Genomic DNA, 16,433 nt, shown 5'->3' on the forward strand with positions numbered 1-16,433 from the left:
TCAGTTCTCCTGTCCGTGGACGCCGCCGGTGGTGCCGAGGCTGGGCTCGAGACGCTCCCGGATGGCCGTGGCCTTCGGGTCCAGCTTGCGGTTGGCGAAGGACACGTAGGCCCCCGTGATGGCAAAGGTCGTGACGAACTGGAGCAGGCCCAGGACGACGCCGAGGTTGACGTTGCCGATGACCTGGATGGCGAACAGCTGCGGCGCGTACATGGCGAGCACCACGTACAGCAGGTACCAGACCAGGAAGGCGACGGCGAGCGGGAAGACGAAGCCGCGATGGGTCTTCCGCAGCTCCTGGAACTCTGGCGACCGCTGGGCCGCGGGGAAATCGATGTCGGCGACGAGGTCGTCGGCGTCGATGGGTGGCTGGGTGGACATGGGCTACCTCCTCATGTGATGTGGCCCACACTAGGCCGTTGTATGCACAGGAGCAAGGCGTGACACCCAAAAGTTGCTTTTCAGGGGTCAGGATGAACACGGAACGGCGTTTCTGGACGAGGCCCGGTCCAGCATGTATACACAGAGGCTTCGGAGAGCCTGTTTCAGCGAGAGGCCAGGAGCAGCTGGACGGCGCGGTCCAGGAAGGCGTCCACCTGCTGCTCCTCGTAGCTGCGCTCCCCCTGCGCGGGCGGGAACACGGCCCGGCGCAGCTCGGCCGGCGCGAGGTCCGCGGCGCCCTCCAGCCGGGCGCCCAGGCGCTCGCAGAGGACGTCCACGTGGGCCGCGGAGTAGCCCTGGGCCCGCGGCCGGGAGGGGCGCCGGAAGCGCTGCGTGCGCGGCCGGTCGAGACGGTTCCGGAGCAGCCGGGTCAGGGCGTCGACGTGCTCCTGCCAGGCCTCGGGGCCCCGGTCGCGCAGGCACTGCTCGCGCTCGGCCGCGGCCAGCGCGTCCTCGGCCGCGTCCAGCAGCCCGTCGACGGCCTCCGGCCGGTAACCGCCCCGCGCGTCGGCGAAGACGGCGGCGCGCACCTGAGTGCTCAGCACGGCCCCGGACCGGTGCGCCGGTCCGGGACCGGGCGGCGCGTCCTGCAGGGCCGCGTGCACGCCGGCCAGGAGCTCGTCCACCTGGACGACGTCGTAGCCGCGCTCGGCCTCGGTGCACCGCGGGATGCGGGCGGTGGCCGGCCGGGCTCCGGGGCGGTCGGGAGGCATGGGCTGCGGGTCCTGGACGCCGGGCTCAGGCGCTCGCGGCGAAGAGCTCGAAGAGCAGGTACCCGGCGGGGACGGCGAAGAGGATGGAGTCGATCCGGTCCATCACGCCCCCGTGGCCGGGCAGGAGGGTGCCCATGTCCTTGATCCCCAGCTCGCGCTTGACCATGGACTCGGAGAAGTCGCCGAGGGTGGCTGCGAGCACGAGCACCGCGGCGAGCACGGCGCCCTCCCACCAGGCGTGGTCGAGCAGCAGCACGGCGCACAGGACGCCGATCAGCACCGAGCCGCCCAGCGACCCGGCGAAGCCCTCCCAGGACTTCTTGGGGCTGATCCGCGGCGCCATGGGGTGGCGGCCCCAGACCACGCCCACGGCGTAGCCGCACGTGTCCGAGCCGACGGCCAGCAGGATGACCGTGAGCACCTTCAGGGGGCCCGCCTCGGTGTGGTAGAGCAGCAGGGCGATGCTCAGCAGGAAGCCCACCCAGACCAGGGCGAACACGGAGCCCATGATGGACAGGATCATGCCGTCCCGGCCCCCCAGGGCCCGCCAGACGATCACGAGCGTCAGCCCCACGATCACGGCCATCATCAGCGCCTCGCCGCCACCGGCGAACGCGGCGACCGGCATCAGCACGCCCGCGGTCACCGCCGGGACGCGCGGGATGACGATGCCGCGGTAGCGCAGGGACCGGCCGACCTCCCAGACGCCGATCCCCGCCGCCGTCCCGGCGAAGAGCGCCAGGACGAGGGGCTGGACGAACAGCCCGACGAGCAGGGTCCCGATGAGCACCACGGCGACGCCCACGGCGGCCGGCAGGTTCCGGCCGGCGCGGGAGGGGGCGGTGTGCCGGCGCCCCGGCGTGCCGGGGGTCGTCGCGGCGCCGGCCCGGACGGGCGCCGGCCGGGCACGCGGGGAGAAGGCCCCCCCGGCGGTTCCCGGGGAAGCCTTCGTCTCCTGGTGCGGTCGCGGCTGGTCCGGCATCAGACCTGCAGCAGCTCCGCTTCCTTGTTCTTGAGCATCTCGTCGATCTGGTCGATGTGCTTCTTGGTCGCGGCGTCGAGGTCCTTCTCGGCGCGCTTGCCCTCGTCCTCGCCGATGTCGCCGTCCTTGACGGCCTTCTCGATCTGGTCCTTGGCGTGCCGGCGGATGTTGCGCACGGAGACGCGCGCCTCCTCGGCCTTGTGCCCGACGACCTTGACGTACTCCTTGCGCCGCTCCTGCGTCAGCTCCGGCATGACCACGCGGATGACGTTGCCGTCATTGGCGGGGTTCGCCCCGATGTCCGAGTTGCGCAGCGCCTTCTCGATGTCGTTGAGGGCGGAGCGGTCGTACGGCGTGATGAGCAGCGTGCGGGCCTCGGGGTTCTGGAAGGAGGCGAGCTGCTGGAGCGGGGTGGGAGTGCCGTAGTACTCGACCAGCAGGCTCGAGAAGAGGGAGGGGTTGGCCCGGCCGGTGCGAATCGCGGCGAAGTCCTCCTTGGCGCCCTCCACGGCTTTGCCCATCTTGGTCTTCGCTTCGGACATGGTCTCTGAGATCACGTAGGGGCTCCTTCGTCGTGTCGCACGGAGTCCTCCGCGCGGGGTCGGTTCGGCCGGTCGCCGCGCGGGAACCACGCCGCCCGGCCGTGCTCGCCCCAGTCTAACCGGGGGCCGCCCGGCGCCGGCTCACGCGGTGACGAGGGTGCCGATCTGCTCCCCGAGGATGGCGCGGGTGACGTTGCCCTCGCCCTCCATGCCGAACACGCGCATCGTCACGTCGTTGTCGCGGCACAGGCTGAAGGCCGTCTGGTCCATGACGCGGATGTCGCGGGCGAGGGCCTCGCCGTAGGTGAGGGTGGACAGCCGCTGGGCGTCCGGGTTCGTGCGGGGGTCCGCCGTGTAGACGCCGTCCACCCCGTTCTTCGCCATGAGGACCTCGTCCGCGTGGACCTCCAGGGCCCGCTGGGCCGCGACGGTGTCGGTGGAGAAGTAGGGCAGCCCGGCGCCGGCGCCGAAGATCACGACCCGGTCCTTCTCCATGTGCCGGATGGCCCGGCGCGGGATGTAGACCTCGGCCACCTGCTCCATCTTGATCGCGGACTGCACCCGGGTGTCGACCCCGCACTGCTCGAGGAAGTCCTGCAGGGCCAGGCAGTTCATGACGGTGCCCAGCATCCCCATGTAGTCCGCACGGGAGCGGTCCATGCCGGCCTGGGAGAGCTCCGCGCCGCGGAAGAAGTTGCCGCCGCCCACCACGATGGCGGTCTCGACCTGGCCCACGGTGGCCGCGATCTGCTCGGCGATGTCGCGGACCACGCGCGTGTCCACCCCGATGGAGCCGCCGCCGAAAACCTCGCCCGAGAGCTTCAGCAGCACCCGGCGGCGGGCGGGGGCGACCCGGGGGTCCCTGCTCAGGCGCAGGGCCTCGTCCTTGATCTCGGAGGCAGAAGTGGTGGGCATGGTTCCTCCCGGCGACGACGGAGCTGCGTGGACCGGCTCGGCCCCGCGAGGGTGCAGCTGGCGCGGGGGGCGGGCCTCCCTCAGCATACAGAACGCGTCCGCCCCCGGGCGCCGGCCCCCGGGGCCTCGAGGGCGTCGTCGCAAGCGGGACCGGGAACGACGACGGAGGCGTCCCTGCCGTGCAGGAACGCCTCCGTCGCGGGCGGGCGCCGGGCGCCCGGGAGAGGACCGGTCAGGCGCCGACGCGGAAGCGGGCGAAGGCCGTGGCGGTCGCACCGGCCTCCTCGAGCACCTTGCCGACGGTCTTCTTGGAGTCCTTGGCGAAGTCCTGGTCCAGCAGGACGACGTCCTTGAAGTAGCCCTTGAGGCGGCCGTTGATGATGTTCGGCAGGATCTTCTCCGGCTTGCCCTCGGCGCGGGCCGTCTCCTCGGCGACGCGCTTCTCCGACTCGACGGTCTCGGCGGGCACGTCCTCCTGGGAGAGGAACGTCGGGGACATCGCGGCGATGTGCACGGCGACGTCGTGGGCGACCTGCCCGGCGTCGGCACCGGCCACGGCCAGCAGCACGCCGACCTGCGCCGGGAGGTCCTTGGAGGTCTTGTGCAGGTAGACGGCCACGTTGTCGCCCTCGACGCGGGCGATGCGCCGGACGACGACCTTCTCGCCGAGCAGGGCACCGGTCTCGGTGACGAGCTCGGAGACGGCCTTGCCGTCGACCTGGGCGTCCATGAGGGACTCGAGCGTGGTGGCGTCGGCGGCCACGGCGGCGTCGAGCACCTTGTTGCCGAACTCGACGAACGGGGCGGACTTCGCCACGAAGTCGGTCTCGGAGTTGACCTCGACCATGTACCCGACGGTGCCCTCGACGCGCGCGGCGACGAGGCCCTCGGCCGTGGCCCGGCCCTCGCGCTTGGTGACACCCTTGAGGCCCTTGACGCGGATGATCTCCTGCGCCTTCTGGAGGTCGCCGTCGGCCTCGTCGAGCGCCTTCTTGACGTCCAGCATGCCGGCGCCGGTGCGCTCACGCAGGGCCTTGATCTCGGTGGCGGTGTAGTTCGCCATGGAAACTCCTCACTCGGTCGGTGGTGCCGGCCGGGGCGGGCACGGGCCCGCCCCGGCCGGCCTCGGGCGGGGACGGTGCCCCGCCGGGGGAAACGGACGGTGGACGGAGACTACTCGGCGGCGGTCTCGGTCTCGGCCGGGGCCTCGGCGGGAGCCTCGGTCTCGGCCGGGGCTTCGGTCGCGGCGGCGGTCTCGGTCTCGGCCGGGGCAGCGGTCTCGGCCGGGGCCTCGGTCGCGGCGGTCTGCTCGGCGGCGTGCTGCTCGAGCAGCTCGCGCTCCCACTCGGCCATCGGCTCGGCGGCCTGGTCGGCGCCGCCGGACTTCTTGTTGTGGCGCTCCATGAGCCCCTCGGCCACGGCGTCGGCGATCACGCGGGTCAGGAGGTTGACGGAGCGGATGGCGTCGTCGTTGCCCGGGATCGGGAAGGCGACCTCGTCGGGGTCACAGTTGGTGTCGAGGATCGCGACGACCGGGATGCCCAGCTTCTGGGCCTCGTCCACCGCGAGGTGCTCCTTCTTGGTGTCCACGATCCAGATCAGGGAGGGGGCCTTGGTCAGGTTGCGGATGCCGCCGAGGGTGCGCTCCAGCTTCTCCTTCTCGCGGCGCAGGAGCAGGAGCTCCTTCTTCGTGTACTGCGAGCCCGCGACGTCGTCGAAGTCGATCTCCTCGAGCTCCTTCATGCGCTCGATGCGCTTGGAGACCGTGGCGAAGTTCGTGAGCATGCCGCCGAGCCAGCGGTGGTTCACGTAGGGCATGCCCACGCGGGTGGCCTGCTCGGCGATGGCCTCCTGGGCCTGCTTCTTGGTGCCGACGAAGAGGATGGTGCCGCCGTGGGCCACGGTGGTCTTGACGGCCTCGTAGGCGCGATCGATGAAGGACAGCGACTGCTGGAGGTCGATGATGTAGATGCCGTTGCGCTCGGTGAAGATGAAGCGCTTCATCTTCGGGTTCCACCGGCGGGTCTGGTGGCCGAAGTGCACGCCGCTGTCGAGGAGCTGGCGCATGGTAACGACGGACATGTCGTCTCCTGGTCTCTCGTGCGGGAGGGCGTGCGACGACGCCCGGCCCGCGGGTTCGGTTCTCGGCTGCGTCCGGCGGACGAGCCCCTGGTGCAGCGGTGGGCGGACCCTGCGGGTCCGTCTCCCGGCCGCCGTGCCGCACCCCGCCGGGACGGGGAACGCGGACCGGGGCGGCCGGACCGGGACGGGAGGTCCCGGCGGCGCTGCGCGCGAAGTCAGCTGCTCGCCACCGCGCCGTCGGCTCCGGCGTCGCGGCCGGGTCCGGGTGGGCGCGAGGGCGCGCCACGAGGGGCGCCTCAGAGCACACTGCGGGATCGAGTGTACTACAAGGGCCTCGTCCGCCCTGCACCCGGCCGGGGGCTGCCGGAGGGGCCCCGGGACCGTCCACAGCACGGGGCCGGGCGGCCCTCCGCCCGGCCCCGGTGGCGGACAGTCGGGACATGCCCACCGGACCCTCCCCGCTCCTCCGTCTCCTGCACCGGCCCCGTGCCCGGACCGGGCCGGCCGGCGTGGTGGGGCTCGCGATCGTGCTCGTGCTGGGGGTGCTGCTCCCCTCCCCCGGTTCGGCGGCCCAGGGGTGGGCGTGGCCCCTGTCGCCGCGGCCGGCCGTGGTGGGCGAGTGGGTTCCGCCCGCCCAGCGGTGGGCGCGGGGCCACCGGGGCGTGGACCTGGACGCGGGCCCGGGCGCCGCCGTGCGCGCCCCGGCCGCGGGAACGGTGGCCTTCGTGGGGTTCGTGGTGGACCGCCCGGTGCTCACGCTCGACCACGGCGGGGGTCTGCGCTCGAGCTTCGAGCCCGTCGAGTCGTCCCTGGTCCCCGGGGACCGGGTGCACCGCGGCCAGGTCGTGGGCGTGCTGCGCGGCCGGGACCACTGCGGCCCGGGGACCTGTCTGCACTGGGGCGTGCGCCGGGACGGCGACTACGTCAACCCGCTGCAGTTCGTCGGCGCGCTCGAGCCGTCGGTGCTGCTCCCCGTGCCCGAGCGGCTGCGCGCGGCCGCTCAGCCCTCGTCGTCCTGAGCGTCGTCGACGCCCTCCTCGACCTCCTGCTGGACCTGGTCGGCACCCTCCTCGACCTGGCCGGCGCCCTCCTCGACCTCCTGCTGGACCTGGTCGGCACCCTCCTCGACCTCCTGCTGGACCTGGTCAGCGCCCTCCTCTACGTCCTCGGTGGAAGTGTCGCAGCCGGTCAGTGCGGCGAGCGCCAGGGCGGCGACGGACAGGAGGCTCCACGGCGTGCGTCGGCTCATCTCGGCGTCCTCTCGGTGGGTGGTGCGCGGATCGGACCACCAGTGCACCACATCCGCAGGGGACGCGCACCCGGTGGACGGGACGTGCGGACGGAAGCACCCCTCCCACCGGGGGACGCGCGGTGGAAGGGGTGTCGGGTAGGGCCGGTGGGGCTTGAACCCACGACCGAAGGATTATGAGTCCTCTGCTCTGACCAGCTGAGCTACGGCCCCGCGCCGGGACGGGCCCGGCGGCGCAGCACCACGTTACCGCACGAGCGAGGCCAGCCTGGTCCGGATCCGTCGCGGGCCCGCGGCGGGGGCGCGCGCCGACTCCTGGTGCTCGCGCGCTCCCGGAGCAGGAGTGCGCACGGACTCCGGGTGCTCGCCGCGGTAGAGCCGCAGGAACGTCTCCAGGGTCCGCGGGAAGCTGTGCTGCGCGACCTTGCGGCGGCTCTCCCGGCCCATCCGGGCGCGCTCCTCGCGCGGGGCGCCCAGGACGAGGGCGAGCTTGCGCGCCAGGTCCTGGGCGTCGCCGGGGGCGAAGAGCCAGCCGTTGACGCCGTCCTCGGCCAGGTGCGGCAGGGCCCGTGCGTCGGCCAGGACCACGGGCCGGGACGCCGCCATCGCCTCCAGGGTGACCAGCGACTGGAGCTCGGCCGTGCCCGGCTGGCAGAACACGTCGGCCCGCAGGTAGGCCGCGCGCAGGCCCTCGTCCGGGACGTAGCCCAGGAAACGGACCCGGTGGGCGACCCCCAGGGTCCGCGCCAGCTTCTCGAGCGCGGGCCGCTGCTCGCCGTCGCCCACGATCTCCAGGTGGGCGTCGAGCTCGGCGGGCAGCACGGAGATCGCCTCGATGAGCACGTCCACGTTCTTCTCCACCGCGAGCCGGCCGGTGAACAGGACGGTCGGGTGCGCGGCCGGCTGCCGCCGCTCGCCGTCGTGGGCCTCGTAGTCGGCGATCCGGATCCCGTTGGACACGGCGAGCACCGTGTCGGGGAAGCCGTTGCGGCGCATGGCCTCCACCGCGAGCGGGGTCGGTGCGGTCACCACGTCGCAGGCGCCGAACACCCGCACCATGTCCCGCCAAGACACCGCGCGGTAGCGGTTCAGAACCCATGCCGGGAACGGCAGGAACGGCTCCAGGTTCTCGGGGACGAAGTGGTTGGTGGCCACGGTGCGGATGCCCCGCCGCCGGGCCTCCCGCACCAGCATCCGGCCGAGGATGTAGTGGCACTGGACGTGCACGACGTCGGGGCGCACCTCGTCCAGCACGCGGCGGATCTCCCCGGCCACCTGCCACGGGAAGCACAGGCGGAAGTACGGGTGGGTGAAGGCCCGGTGGGAGCGGAGCCGGTGCTCGACCACGCCGTCGTCCTCGGCCCGGTACGACGGCCCGGGGCCCGGCCGTGCGCACAGGACGTGCACCCGGTGGCCCTGCTCGTGCAGGCCCCGGGCCAGACGGTGCCCGAACTGCGCGGCCCCGTTGACGTCCGGGGGGTAGGTCTCGGCGCCCAGGAGGACGGTCAGGGGGCGTGCGGCGGAGGGGGTGTGGGCGCTCAAGCGTGTCTTCCCGGTCGGTCGTGTGCGGGGCGGTCGGATGCCGTGGGGCGGTCGGATGCTGCGGGGCGCCGTGCGGCGGAGCCCGAGGGGGGCTGCGCCCGGTCCTGCCGTGCGCGTTCGGCCCGGCGCTCGAGCACCTCCGGGTGGTGCTGCGAGAGCACGGCGACCCCGACTATAGCAACGCCGCCTGCCGCGGCCATCAGCATCCCGACCGGGACGGAGAAGCCCGGCACCGCCTCGCCCAGCACCAGCAGCCCCAGGAGGACGCCCACCATGGGGTCGATCACGGTCAGCCCCGCGATCACGAGGTCCGGCGGACCCGACGCGAAGGCCGTCTGCACGAACCACCCGCCCAGCACGGCGGCGACGACGGCGGTGCCCGCGGCCAGCCAGTTGACGTCGTCCAGGGGCGTCCCGGCGCTGCCCTGGATGCGGATCAGGGTCAGCCGCACGAGCACCGCCACGAATCCGTAGAGGATGCCGGCGCCCACCACGTAGAACGTCCCGCCCAGGCTGCGGCCGAACATCGCCGCGGAGACCCCCAGGACGCAGATCAGCACCACGAGCATGACCACCACGGTGTGCTCGGCCCACCGCGAGATGCCCCGGGCGGGGTCGGTCGCCGCCACGGCGCACGTCACGAAGACCGCCCCGCCCGCGGTGCACAGTCCGATCGCCGTCCAGGTGCGCCGGTTGATCCGCAGCCGGCGGTGCCGTGCGTGCAGCAATGTGGTGATCACCAGGGCCACCACGCCGATCGGCTGGACCACCGTCACGGTGGCGAGTCCCAGGGCGGTGACGTTGAGGCCGGTGCCGAGGCCCAGCAGGGTGAGACCCAGCAGCCAGCGGGGACGGCGCAGCAGGACCGCGATGCTGCGCAGGCGCAGCCGTCCCTTCGCGACGTCCGCCACGGCACTGCCCTGCTGCTGCGTCCCGACGGCCAGGCACACGGCCGAGAGCAGCGCCAGGGCGACCGCCAACCACTGGCTCATGGCATCCACCGATCTGTCGTCACGCCCGGGAGTCTATCGAGCCGGCCCGCCCGTCCGGCCCGGGGCGCGTGGACACCCGGTGAACGCACGGGGAAGGCCCGGAAGCCTGTGGCTTCCGGGCCCTCGACCGGTGCGCTCGTCCACGGGGAACCCATGGACGGCGACGTCACCGGAACAGCTTGCGGAGGAAGACGACGAACGCGCTCCCCGCAACGGCCAGCACCGTGAGCGGCTGCCACCGCTCGCCGAGGCCGGACCCGGCGGACGAGCCGGAGGTCGAGCGGGACTTCGCGCCGCCCTGGGCGAGCAGGCCCTTCACGTCCTTCGGGGTGGTCTTCACGGTGCGGCTGGTGCGGTCCACGAACCCCTTGGTGGTGGACTGGATGGTCTCCGCACGGCCCTGCACGTCGTCGCGCAGCGTCTTGAGGTGCTCGCGGCGCAGCTTGAGCCGGTGCCGCAGCTGCTCCTCGGTGGGCGCCGGGGGCTTCTGCTGGGCCGGGTCCTGCGCGGCCTCCCGCTTCTCCTGCTCCTTGCGCTCGCGGGCCAGCTGCTCCTCGCGCTGGACACGGCTCTCGGTGTAGGCGGAGCCCTCCTTGACCACGCCGAGGTCGTACTTGACCCCGAAGAGCGCCTTGCGCGGCACGAGCGGAAGGGCCTTCTTGATGGTGGACACCCCGATGAGCGCCGCGACGGCCAGGATGATCAGGAACAGCACGGCGAGCAGCAGGGCGGCCAGCCAGGCCGGCATGATCTGCGACAGACCCGCGATCGCCGCGCCGACCAGGGCGATCGTGGCGAGCAGCAGGAACACGAGGCCGACGACGACGAAGGCCGCGCCCTTGCCCAGCGTCTTCGCCTTCTCCGTGAGCTCGAGCTTGGCGAGCTGCGCCTCGTCCTTGAGCTGCTTGGGCAGCAGCCTGGCGAAGACCTTGACGACATCGAGGATCGACGCCGATCCGGGATCGGAGTGCTCCGACCCCGCTCCCGACGCTCCGCCCGTGCTGGGGCCTACCGAATGACTCATGCCCGCCTCCGTTGATGATGAGAAAAGTACGTGGACTGAGCACCAAGCTACCATCGGGGACGCCGCCGGCGGGCGCGCACGGGGTCGCGGCTCAGCCTGCCGGGACGTGCGGGAGGGCCCGTCCGGTTCCCCGGACGGGCCCTCCCGTCGGTGCGTCGGAGTCGGGTCCGGTGCTACTTCTTCCCGTCCCGGCCCTTGCCCTTGTCGCCCTTGTCCTTGTCCCAGTGCCGGTCCTCGTCCTGCTCGAAGTACACCCTCACGTACTTCTTCTGGCAGACCTTGTCCGACTTGCCGGTGCGGTCGACCTGGCGGGCGTCCCTGTAGTACTCGCGCCAGTCGCCCCCGTGGCACTTCTCCTTGGCGATGGACGCGGCCTTCTCGAGGCTCTTGTCCTCGTAGCGCTTCGTCTTCCAGTCGCCGCGGTGCTTGTACTTGACGACGACGTCGACCTCGCCGTTCTTGCGCTCGTCCTTCTTGCTGTGCCCCTTGTCGTCGCCCTTGCGATCGTCCTTGCCGTCAGCGAGCGCCGGACCTGCTCCCCCGATCAGCAGTCCCGCCACGGCGACACTCGCTACCAGCTTTTCCAGAGTTTTCACTGTGTTCCCCCTTGGTGAATAAGGTGAGATCAGCCTAATTCGCTTCTGACAAGGCACTCAATAGCAAACGGTGACGTTCCGGACGCGGTACGGTCACGGATCGGAACTACTGTCCGGTTCGCCCGGCGGTCGGCTCCCGCCGGTGCCGGGCTCCTCGACGCCCCGGGGGCCGGAGGACGCGACGAGGGACCGGCGCCGCGCGCCCTTCGTGACGGCGCCGAGCGCCCGCTCCAGCGGCCCCTGCCCCATGGTCCGCTGCCACGTCACGGCGAACAGGACCGCCGACACGAGCTGGACGGCGAGCCACAGGTGGGGCCGGTCCTCGTGGACCTCGAACGACAGGACGACCAGGTGCGCGGTGTACAGGGTCAGGGTCATCGAGCCCATCGCCGACAGCGGCAGCAGCCAGGCGCCGACCACGCGGGAGATCAGCAGGAAGGCGCCCAGGACGGCCATGCCCGTGCCGAGGCTGACCGCGATGGCCAGGGGGGTGTTGGTGTGCGGCGCGTCGACGGCGAGCGACCACCAGGTGTCGGTGGGCAGCCAGTCCTCGCCCCAGATCAGGATCTCGTCCAGTTGCCTCGCGTCCCCCGACGAGGAGGCCAGCAGCCGTTCGTAGCCGCCGAGGCCGTGGAGCAGGACGTACGAGGCCGCCTGCGCGCAGACCGACAGACCCAGGCCGACCGCCAGGAGGCGCAGCTGGGTCGCCCTCCTCCGCAGATCGAGCCGGCCGAGCCCCATGCCGGTCAGCAGGTAGGTCAGGTAGGCGAGCGCCGGATAGGTGCCGGTCAGCAGCAGCTGGGCCGCCGTCGCCCCCGGCTCCGTCAGCAGCTCCCCGAACGCGGGGTTGTCGGCGACGGGCTCGGGCAGTGCGTCGCGCAGCGACTGCATGAGCACCGGAGCCACGAGCAGGAAGACCGCCGCCGAGCCGAACAGCGGCTTCGGGCCCGCGCGCAGGAAGGGCACGGCCAGGAGGAAGAACACGCCGTAGTAGATGAGGATGTTGTCCGCCGGCAGGTCGTCGGCCAGCAGGGATCCGATGGCCAGTCCCAGCACCGCGATCAGCACCGCCCGCACCACGAGCGCCACACGGTCCGCGCCCAGCTCCCGGCCACCGTGCGGGCGGGGTCCACCGGTGGACAGGGCGAGTCCCACGCCCGCCAGCAGCGCGAACAGCGCCGCCGAGTCCCCGGAGAAGAGGATCTGCGACCAGGTCGGCTCGCCGGTCTCGTCGTCGGAGGACGGCAGGACGTGGACGGACATGAGACCGATGAGCGCCAGACCGCGGGCCGCGTCGACGCCGGTCAGACGCCTTGACGGCTTCCCCGCGGCGCTCCGGCCCCGGTTCGCGGCGGGTCCGGCTGTCCTGGCCGACCGACGCATGATTCCTCCCGAAATGTCGGGCCCCGTCCGGAAGCCGCACGGAGGATCCCGTCCGGTGCGTCCAGGATCTCGACTCGCCCGGGACCGCCCTGGACCCAGGGTGCGCCACGGACTTCCGTCCTGGCTAGGAAGAACATAAGGATTCCATAAGACATGCGTGCGGCTCGGAGCGGGACCGACAGCCCGTTTCCCGCCGCTTCCGCCCTGTCGGGCAAAGAGCGGGCATTACTTTCGCGATCGGATGCGAGTCAATGGAAGGGAGCTTGATCCGAGCTCCCGCCGGAAGGACGACCACCATGACCGCCATCCCCCGGGCCCATCCCGCCGAGTCCCTCGTCCGGGCCGGCGTCGTCGGCGCGCTCGCCGCCCGCGGCGTCACCGTCACCTCCGTCGAGATGCTGTTCGACGGCCAGGAGTGGTCCGTGACCGTGTCCCACCACCCGCCCGACATGTCGGAGAGCGATGTGCGGGTGGCGGTCTGGACCGCCGTCCTCAACTACACGGCCGTCTTCGACGTGCCCGCGCCCTCCGACGGGGTGCGGATCAGCGTCACCGGCTGACGCGCGACGCGCCGGGGCGTCACGGCCATGAGGTTGGCCGCGTCGTGGGTGCGACACCGTCGAGGTGCCCCTGAACGCCACGGACGAGCAGGTCCGGGCCGCAGCCCGCGAGCTCGCCGCCGAGTACGCGCACTGGAGGCAGTGGGTAGCACTCCTAGGCGGTCACCGACCGGCCGGGAGTGATACCGGCGGCGAATGCGCTGGAGAAACCATAGGGCTGTCTCAGCATCACCACAGGGCCAGTCCGTACAAATGGATCATGACCCGGGGCTACCGTATCCGGGTCAGACCCCGAGGAGACCCCCGTGGAGCACGAGCCCCCTGTCGAGCACGACGCGGACGCAGAGGTCGCCGCCGCCCTGGAATCCCGCCATCCGGGACTGCAGTTCCGCCGTGACGAGGACGGGGCGCTGCACCGCTTCAGTGACATCCCGCTCACGGCCACCGGCGTGCTGTCCGGTCGCCCCTTCGTCTTCACCTACCGGGGCGACCTCGCCCGTTTCCGAGTGTGGCCCACCGGCACCCAGACCCCGAGCGTCCATGACCACCGGCCCTCCGGGTTCCCGAAGCTGGAGTCCTCCCGCGGCAAGATCGTCGGCGACCCGCTGTCCAGCTCCCTGACGGCCGACCAGCTCATCGAGGTGCTCGGCGAGATGATCAAGATGGCTCTCACCCATCTGAAGCCGGGCCCCGACTCCCTCCTCCCGGTCACGATCACCATGCCGGGTAGGCTGCTGGAGCCCGAGCAGGTCACCGCGCTGCTGGCGCCGTTCACCGGCCGGGACCTGCCGCCGCAGGAGGCGTTGCTGGACTGCGCAGATCTGAGCAGCTTCTCCCTGGAGGCCCTGGGCCTGCTGGCGGAGCGCACTGCCGACCTGTTCAACATCATCACCCTGGTCGGGGCCAGTACCGAGCTCGCCGAAGCGTTCACCGACGATGCGCAAGCAGAGGCGATACGCCACATGAAGCACGCCCTGATGGCTCGGCGCCGGGCCGAGCGCGAAAGGCGCGAGGGGCGCGGCTGAGACGGGCTGTCAGCACACATGGTCTCCTGACCCGCGCGCGGCCGCCCGACACCAGAGGACTCCCTGATGACCCTCACTCGCCCCCAAGGAGGCGGCCACCGCCCTGGAGGACCGATTCCTTCGCCCTGCTCCTGAAGCACCGGGGCGATCAGTTCCCACAGGCGGTCATCGACCATCCACGACTGCGTCCTCGTCGTCGTGCAGGCACTGTGAACCACTCACACACGAGTGAGCAACGACGGACCGGGTCCTGAGACCAGGTCCCGGTGTCCCCAGGATGCAGCCGTCGTCGGGGACGACGGAGGCCCTCACCGGCGTTTCCGCCGGTGAGGGCCTCCTGTGTTGCTCCCCCGACTGGACTCGAACCAGTAACCCTTCGATTAACAGTCGAATGCTCTGCCAATTGAGCTACGGGGGACCGTGCACGCGGACGTGCAACGAGCCATCACTTTACCGTTCCCGCCGGGCTTCGACAAATCCGGTTCCGCCCGGTGGCGTCAGTCCTGGCGGAGGCCGCGCCGCTGCATCTCCAGCTCCAGCAGCTCCCGCTGGAGCTCCTGGTAGCGCTCGCGCTGCCCGGTGGGATCCGTGCGCTGGAGCTCCGCCAGCCGGTCCGACTTCCGCCGGTTGATCTGCAGCTCGAAGAGGCGGTTGAGGATGTCCGCGGTGTAGCGCTCCAGCTGCTGCTGCGTGGTGGCCGGCAGCGGGGTCACGGCGAGCTCGGCGAGGTAGCCGTGCAGCGGCTCGGGCAGGTGTCCGCGCACCCCGTCCACCCAGGCCTGCCCGCTCGGCACGGCGGAGCCGTCGCCGAGCAGCTCGGCGCGCGCGGCGAGCACGGCGTCGTGCACGGCCCCGTGCACGGGGTAGCGGAAGTCGCTGAGCCCGAACTCCTCCCAGTGCCGCGCGAGCATCAGGTCCGGGCACTGGATGACGGTCTCGAGGGCCTCGCGCTCCATCCGGGCCACGGGCTCGCGCGGGTCGGGCAGCTCGACCGGGGCCGGCCCGGACGCCTCCGGCTCCGCCGGCCGGTGCGGCGCGGGGGCCTCCTCCCGCTGGGCGCGGCCCGCGGCGTCGACGGCCCGCTGGACCTCCGCCGGCTCGAGCCCGAGCCAGCCCGCGAGCTGCCGCGCGTAGGCGGGGCGCAGGGAGCGGTCGCGGATCCGCGCCACGATGGGCGCACAGGCGCGCATCGCCCGGATGCGGCCCTCGATGGTGTCCAGGTCAAAGTTCTTCAGCGTCGCCCGGATCGCGAACTCGAACAGGGGGCGGCGGTTCTCCACGAGCTCGGCCACGGCGGCGTCCCCGCGGGCGAGCCGGAGGTCGCAGGGGTCCATGCCGTGGGGCTCGACCGCCACGTAGGTCTGCGCCACGAACTTCTGGTCCTCCTCGAACGCGCGCAGGGCGGCCTTCTGCCCGGCGGCGTCGCCGTCGAAGGTGAAGACGACCTCTCCCCCGCCGCCGTCGTCGGAGAGGAACCGCCGGACGATCTTGATGTGCTCGGCCCCGAAGGCGGTGCCGCACGTGGCCACCGCCGTGGTCACGCCCGCGAGGTGGCAGGCCATGACGTCGGTGTAGCCCTCGACGACGACGAGGCGCCGCTGCCTGGCGATCTCCCGCTTCGCGAGGTCGATGCCGTAGAGCACCTGGGACTTCTTGTACAGGGCGGTCTCGGGGGTGTTGAGGTACTTCGGGCCCTGGTCGTCGTCGTGGAGCTTGCGGGCGCCGAAGCCGATGACCTCGCCGGCGACCGCGCGGATGGGCCAGACGAGCCGGCCGCGGAACCGGTCGTAGAGCCCGCGGTTGCCCTCGGAGAACATCCCGGTGAGCTTGAGCTCCTGGTCCGTGAAGCCGCGCTCCCGCAGGTGCTTGAGGAGGTGGTCCCAGCCGCGGGGCGCGTAGCCCACGCCGTAGCGCCGGGCCGCCTCGCCGTCGAAGCCCCGCTCGCCCAGGAACTGCTGGGCGGGGGCGGCCTGGCGGGTGTAGAGGTTGCGCTGGAAGAACTCCGCGGCGACCTTGTGCGCGTCCAGCAGGCGCTGGCGGCGGCCGACCTCCTCCTTGTTCGGCCCGGAGCCCTGCTCGTAGTGCAGCTCGTAGCCCACCCGGGCCGCGAGCTTCTCCACGGTCTCGGAGAAGGTGGTGTGGTCCATCGTCATGAGGAAGGAGATGACGTCCCCGGACTCGTCGCAGCCGAAGCAGTGGTAGGTGCCCATCTGCGGCCGCACGTGGAAGGACGGGGTGCGCTCGTCGTGGAACGGGCAGAGCCCCTTCCAGGAGCCGATGCCGGCGCTCTTGAGGGTGACGTAGCCGTCGACGATCTCCTTGATGTCGGTGCGCGCCCGCACCTCGTCGATGTCCTCGCGTCTGATCAGTCCTGCCACACCGCCAGT

At 72.0% G+C, this 16,433-nt stretch carries 17 protein-coding genes and 2 tRNA genes; 3 read left to right on the forward strand and 16 right to left on the reverse strand.

Features of this window, described 5'->3' with window-relative positions:
* From EQG70_RS11945 to rpsB, 7 genes are all read right to left on the reverse strand, one after another.
* Nucleotides 1-381 carry a DUF485 domain-containing protein gene (locus EQG70_RS11945; protein WP_017834135.1) on the reverse strand — a complete coding sequence of 127 codons (381 nt, stop codon included), beginning with the start codon at nucleotides 379-381 and terminating at the stop codon, nucleotides 1-3.
* A gap of 164 nt (nucleotides 382-545) precedes the next feature.
* Nucleotides 546-1,154: a DivIVA domain-containing protein gene (locus EQG70_RS11950; RefSeq protein ID WP_095651366.1), complete on the reverse strand. Its 609-nt coding sequence runs from the start codon at nucleotides 1,152-1,154 to the stop codon at nucleotides 546-548.
* A 25-nt stretch (nucleotides 1,155-1,179) separates the two neighbouring features.
* Nucleotides 1,180-2,136 (reverse strand): phosphatidate cytidylyltransferase, encoded by a 957-nt coding sequence (locus EQG70_RS11955; RefSeq protein ID WP_017834133.1) that lies wholly within the window; start codon nucleotides 2,134-2,136, stop codon nucleotides 1,180-1,182.
* Nucleotides 2,136-2,693 (reverse strand): ribosome recycling factor, encoded by a 558-nt coding sequence (gene frr, locus EQG70_RS11960; protein WP_017834132.1) that lies wholly within the window; start codon nucleotides 2,691-2,693, stop codon nucleotides 2,136-2,138. The genes EQG70_RS11955 and frr overlap by 1 nt, the downstream gene beginning before the upstream one ends.
* A gap of 126 nt (nucleotides 2,694-2,819) precedes the next feature.
* Nucleotides 2,820-3,593 (reverse strand): UMP kinase, encoded by a 774-nt coding sequence (gene pyrH / locus EQG70_RS11965; protein WP_017834131.1) that lies wholly within the window; start codon nucleotides 3,591-3,593, stop codon nucleotides 2,820-2,822.
* 232 nt (nucleotides 3,594-3,825) lie between these two features.
* Nucleotides 3,826-4,656 carry a translation elongation factor Ts gene (tsf, locus tag EQG70_RS11970; protein ID WP_017834130.1) on the reverse strand — a complete coding sequence of 277 codons (831 nt, stop codon included), beginning with the start codon at nucleotides 4,654-4,656 and terminating at the stop codon, nucleotides 3,826-3,828.
* 110 nt (nucleotides 4,657-4,766) lie between these two features.
* On the reverse strand, nucleotides 4,767-5,675 hold the full coding sequence (gene rpsB, locus EQG70_RS11975; protein ID WP_109222382.1) for a 30S ribosomal protein S2: 909 nt from the start codon (nucleotides 5,673-5,675) through the stop codon (nucleotides 4,767-4,769).
* Nucleotides 5,676-6,115: 440 nt separating this feature from the next.
* Between rpsB and EQG70_RS11980 the strand changes: the two genes are divergently transcribed.
* The gene (locus tag EQG70_RS11980; RefSeq protein ID WP_109222381.1) at nucleotides 6,116-6,694 is read left to right on the forward strand and encodes a M23 family metallopeptidase; all 579 of its coding nucleotides are present in this window, start codon (nucleotides 6,116-6,118) and stop codon (nucleotides 6,692-6,694) included.
* On the opposite strand, the gene EQG70_RS11985 is transcribed toward EQG70_RS11980, so the two are convergent.
* From EQG70_RS11985 to EQG70_RS12015, 7 genes are all read right to left on the reverse strand, one after another.
* A complete protein-coding gene (locus EQG70_RS11985) occupies nucleotides 6,676-6,924 on the reverse strand; it encodes a hypothetical protein (protein WP_017834127.1) in 249 nt (82 codons plus the stop codon). The genes EQG70_RS11980 and EQG70_RS11985 overlap by 19 nt on opposite strands.
* A gap of 139 nt (nucleotides 6,925-7,063) precedes the next feature.
* A tRNA-Ile gene (locus tag EQG70_RS11990) sits at nucleotides 7,064-7,137 on the reverse strand.
* A 33-nt stretch (nucleotides 7,138-7,170) separates the two neighbouring features.
* Entirely contained in the window at nucleotides 7,171-8,466 is a 1,296-nt protein-coding gene (locus EQG70_RS11995) for a glycosyltransferase (RefSeq protein ID WP_109268700.1), read from the reverse strand.
* Nucleotides 8,463-9,458: a DMT family transporter gene (locus EQG70_RS12000; RefSeq protein ID WP_035926345.1), complete on the reverse strand. Its 996-nt coding sequence runs from the start codon at nucleotides 9,456-9,458 to the stop codon at nucleotides 8,463-8,465. The genes EQG70_RS11995 and EQG70_RS12000 overlap by 4 nt, the downstream gene beginning before the upstream one ends.
* 166 nt (nucleotides 9,459-9,624) lie before the next feature.
* On the reverse strand, nucleotides 9,625-10,482 hold the full coding sequence (locus tag EQG70_RS12005) for a phage holin family protein (protein ID WP_017834120.1): 858 nt from the start codon (nucleotides 10,480-10,482) through the stop codon (nucleotides 9,625-9,627).
* A gap of 173 nt (nucleotides 10,483-10,655) precedes the next feature.
* Entirely contained in the window at nucleotides 10,656-11,042 is a 387-nt protein-coding gene (locus EQG70_RS12010; RefSeq protein ID WP_109222377.1) for a hypothetical protein, read from the reverse strand.
* A 129-nt stretch (nucleotides 11,043-11,171) separates the two neighbouring features.
* A complete protein-coding gene (locus EQG70_RS12015) occupies nucleotides 11,172-12,341 on the reverse strand; it encodes a heparan-alpha-glucosaminide N-acetyltransferase domain-containing protein (RefSeq protein WP_241975694.1) in 1,170 nt (389 codons plus the stop codon).
* A 416-nt stretch (nucleotides 12,342-12,757) separates the two neighbouring features.
* On the opposite strand from EQG70_RS12015, the gene EQG70_RS12020 reads away from it, so the two are divergent.
* Entirely contained in the window at nucleotides 12,758-13,021 is a 264-nt protein-coding gene (locus EQG70_RS12020) for a hypothetical protein (RefSeq protein WP_138976474.1), read from the forward strand.
* 305 nt (nucleotides 13,022-13,326) lie between these two features.
* Nucleotides 13,327-14,046 carry a hypothetical protein gene (locus EQG70_RS12025; RefSeq protein ID WP_095651362.1) on the forward strand — a complete coding sequence of 240 codons (720 nt, stop codon included), beginning with the start codon at nucleotides 13,327-13,329 and terminating at the stop codon, nucleotides 14,044-14,046.
* A gap of 345 nt (nucleotides 14,047-14,391) precedes the next feature.
* Here the strand turns inward: EQG70_RS12025 and EQG70_RS12030 are convergent.
* Both EQG70_RS12030 and dnaG read right to left on the reverse strand, forming a co-directional pair.
* Nucleotides 14,392-14,464 (reverse strand) — tRNA-Asn (locus EQG70_RS12030).
* A gap of 79 nt (nucleotides 14,465-14,543) precedes the next feature.
* A complete protein-coding gene (gene dnaG / locus EQG70_RS12035) occupies nucleotides 14,544-16,424 on the reverse strand; it encodes a DNA primase (protein WP_095651361.1) in 1,881 nt (626 codons plus the stop codon).
* Nucleotides 16,425-16,433 lie beyond the last annotated feature (9 nt).

This window comes from Kocuria rosea, assembly GCF_006094695.1.
Classification (GTDB): Bacteria; Actinomycetota; Actinomycetes; order Actinomycetales; family Micrococcaceae; genus Kocuria; species Kocuria rosea.

Coding starts and splice junctions, on each gene's coding strand:
- EQG70_RS11945 (WP_017834135.1), bottom strand. CDS start 381: ATGTCCACCCAGCCACCCATCGACGCCGACGACCTCGTCGCCGACATC.
- EQG70_RS11950 (WP_095651366.1), bottom strand. CDS start 1,154: ATGCCTCCCGACCGCCCCGGAGCCCGGCCGGCCACCGCCCGCATCCCG.
- EQG70_RS11955 (WP_017834133.1), bottom strand. CDS start 2,136: ATGCCGGACCAGCCGCGACCGCACCAGGAGACGAAGGCTTCCCCGGGA.
- pyrH (WP_017834131.1), bottom strand. CDS start 3,593: ATGCCCACCACTTCTGCCTCCGAGATCAAGGACGAGGCCCTGCGCCTG.
- tsf (WP_017834130.1), bottom strand. CDS start 4,656: ATGGCGAACTACACCGCCACCGAGATCAAGGCCCTGCGTGAGCGCACC.
- rpsB (WP_109222382.1), bottom strand. CDS start 5,675: ATGTCCGTCGTTACCATGCGCCAGCTCCTCGACAGCGGCGTGCACTTC.
- EQG70_RS11980 (WP_109222381.1), top strand. CDS start 6,116: ATGCCCACCGGACCCTCCCCGCTCCTCCGTCTCCTGCACCGGCCCCGT.
- EQG70_RS11985 (WP_017834127.1), bottom strand. CDS start 6,924: ATGAGCCGACGCACGCCGTGGAGCCTCCTGTCCGTCGCCGCCCTGGCG.
- EQG70_RS12000 (WP_035926345.1), bottom strand. CDS start 9,458: ATGAGCCAGTGGTTGGCGGTCGCCCTGGCGCTGCTCTCGGCCGTGTGC.
- EQG70_RS12005 (WP_017834120.1), bottom strand. CDS start 10,482: ATGAGTCATTCGGTAGGCCCCAGCACGGGCGGAGCGTCGGGAGCGGGG.
- EQG70_RS12015 (WP_241975694.1), bottom strand. CDS start 12,341: ATGTCCGTCCACGTCCTGCCGTCCTCCGACGACGAGACCGGCGAGCCG.
- EQG70_RS12020 (WP_138976474.1), top strand. CDS start 12,758: ATGACCGCCATCCCCCGGGCCCATCCCGCCGAGTCCCTCGTCCGGGCC.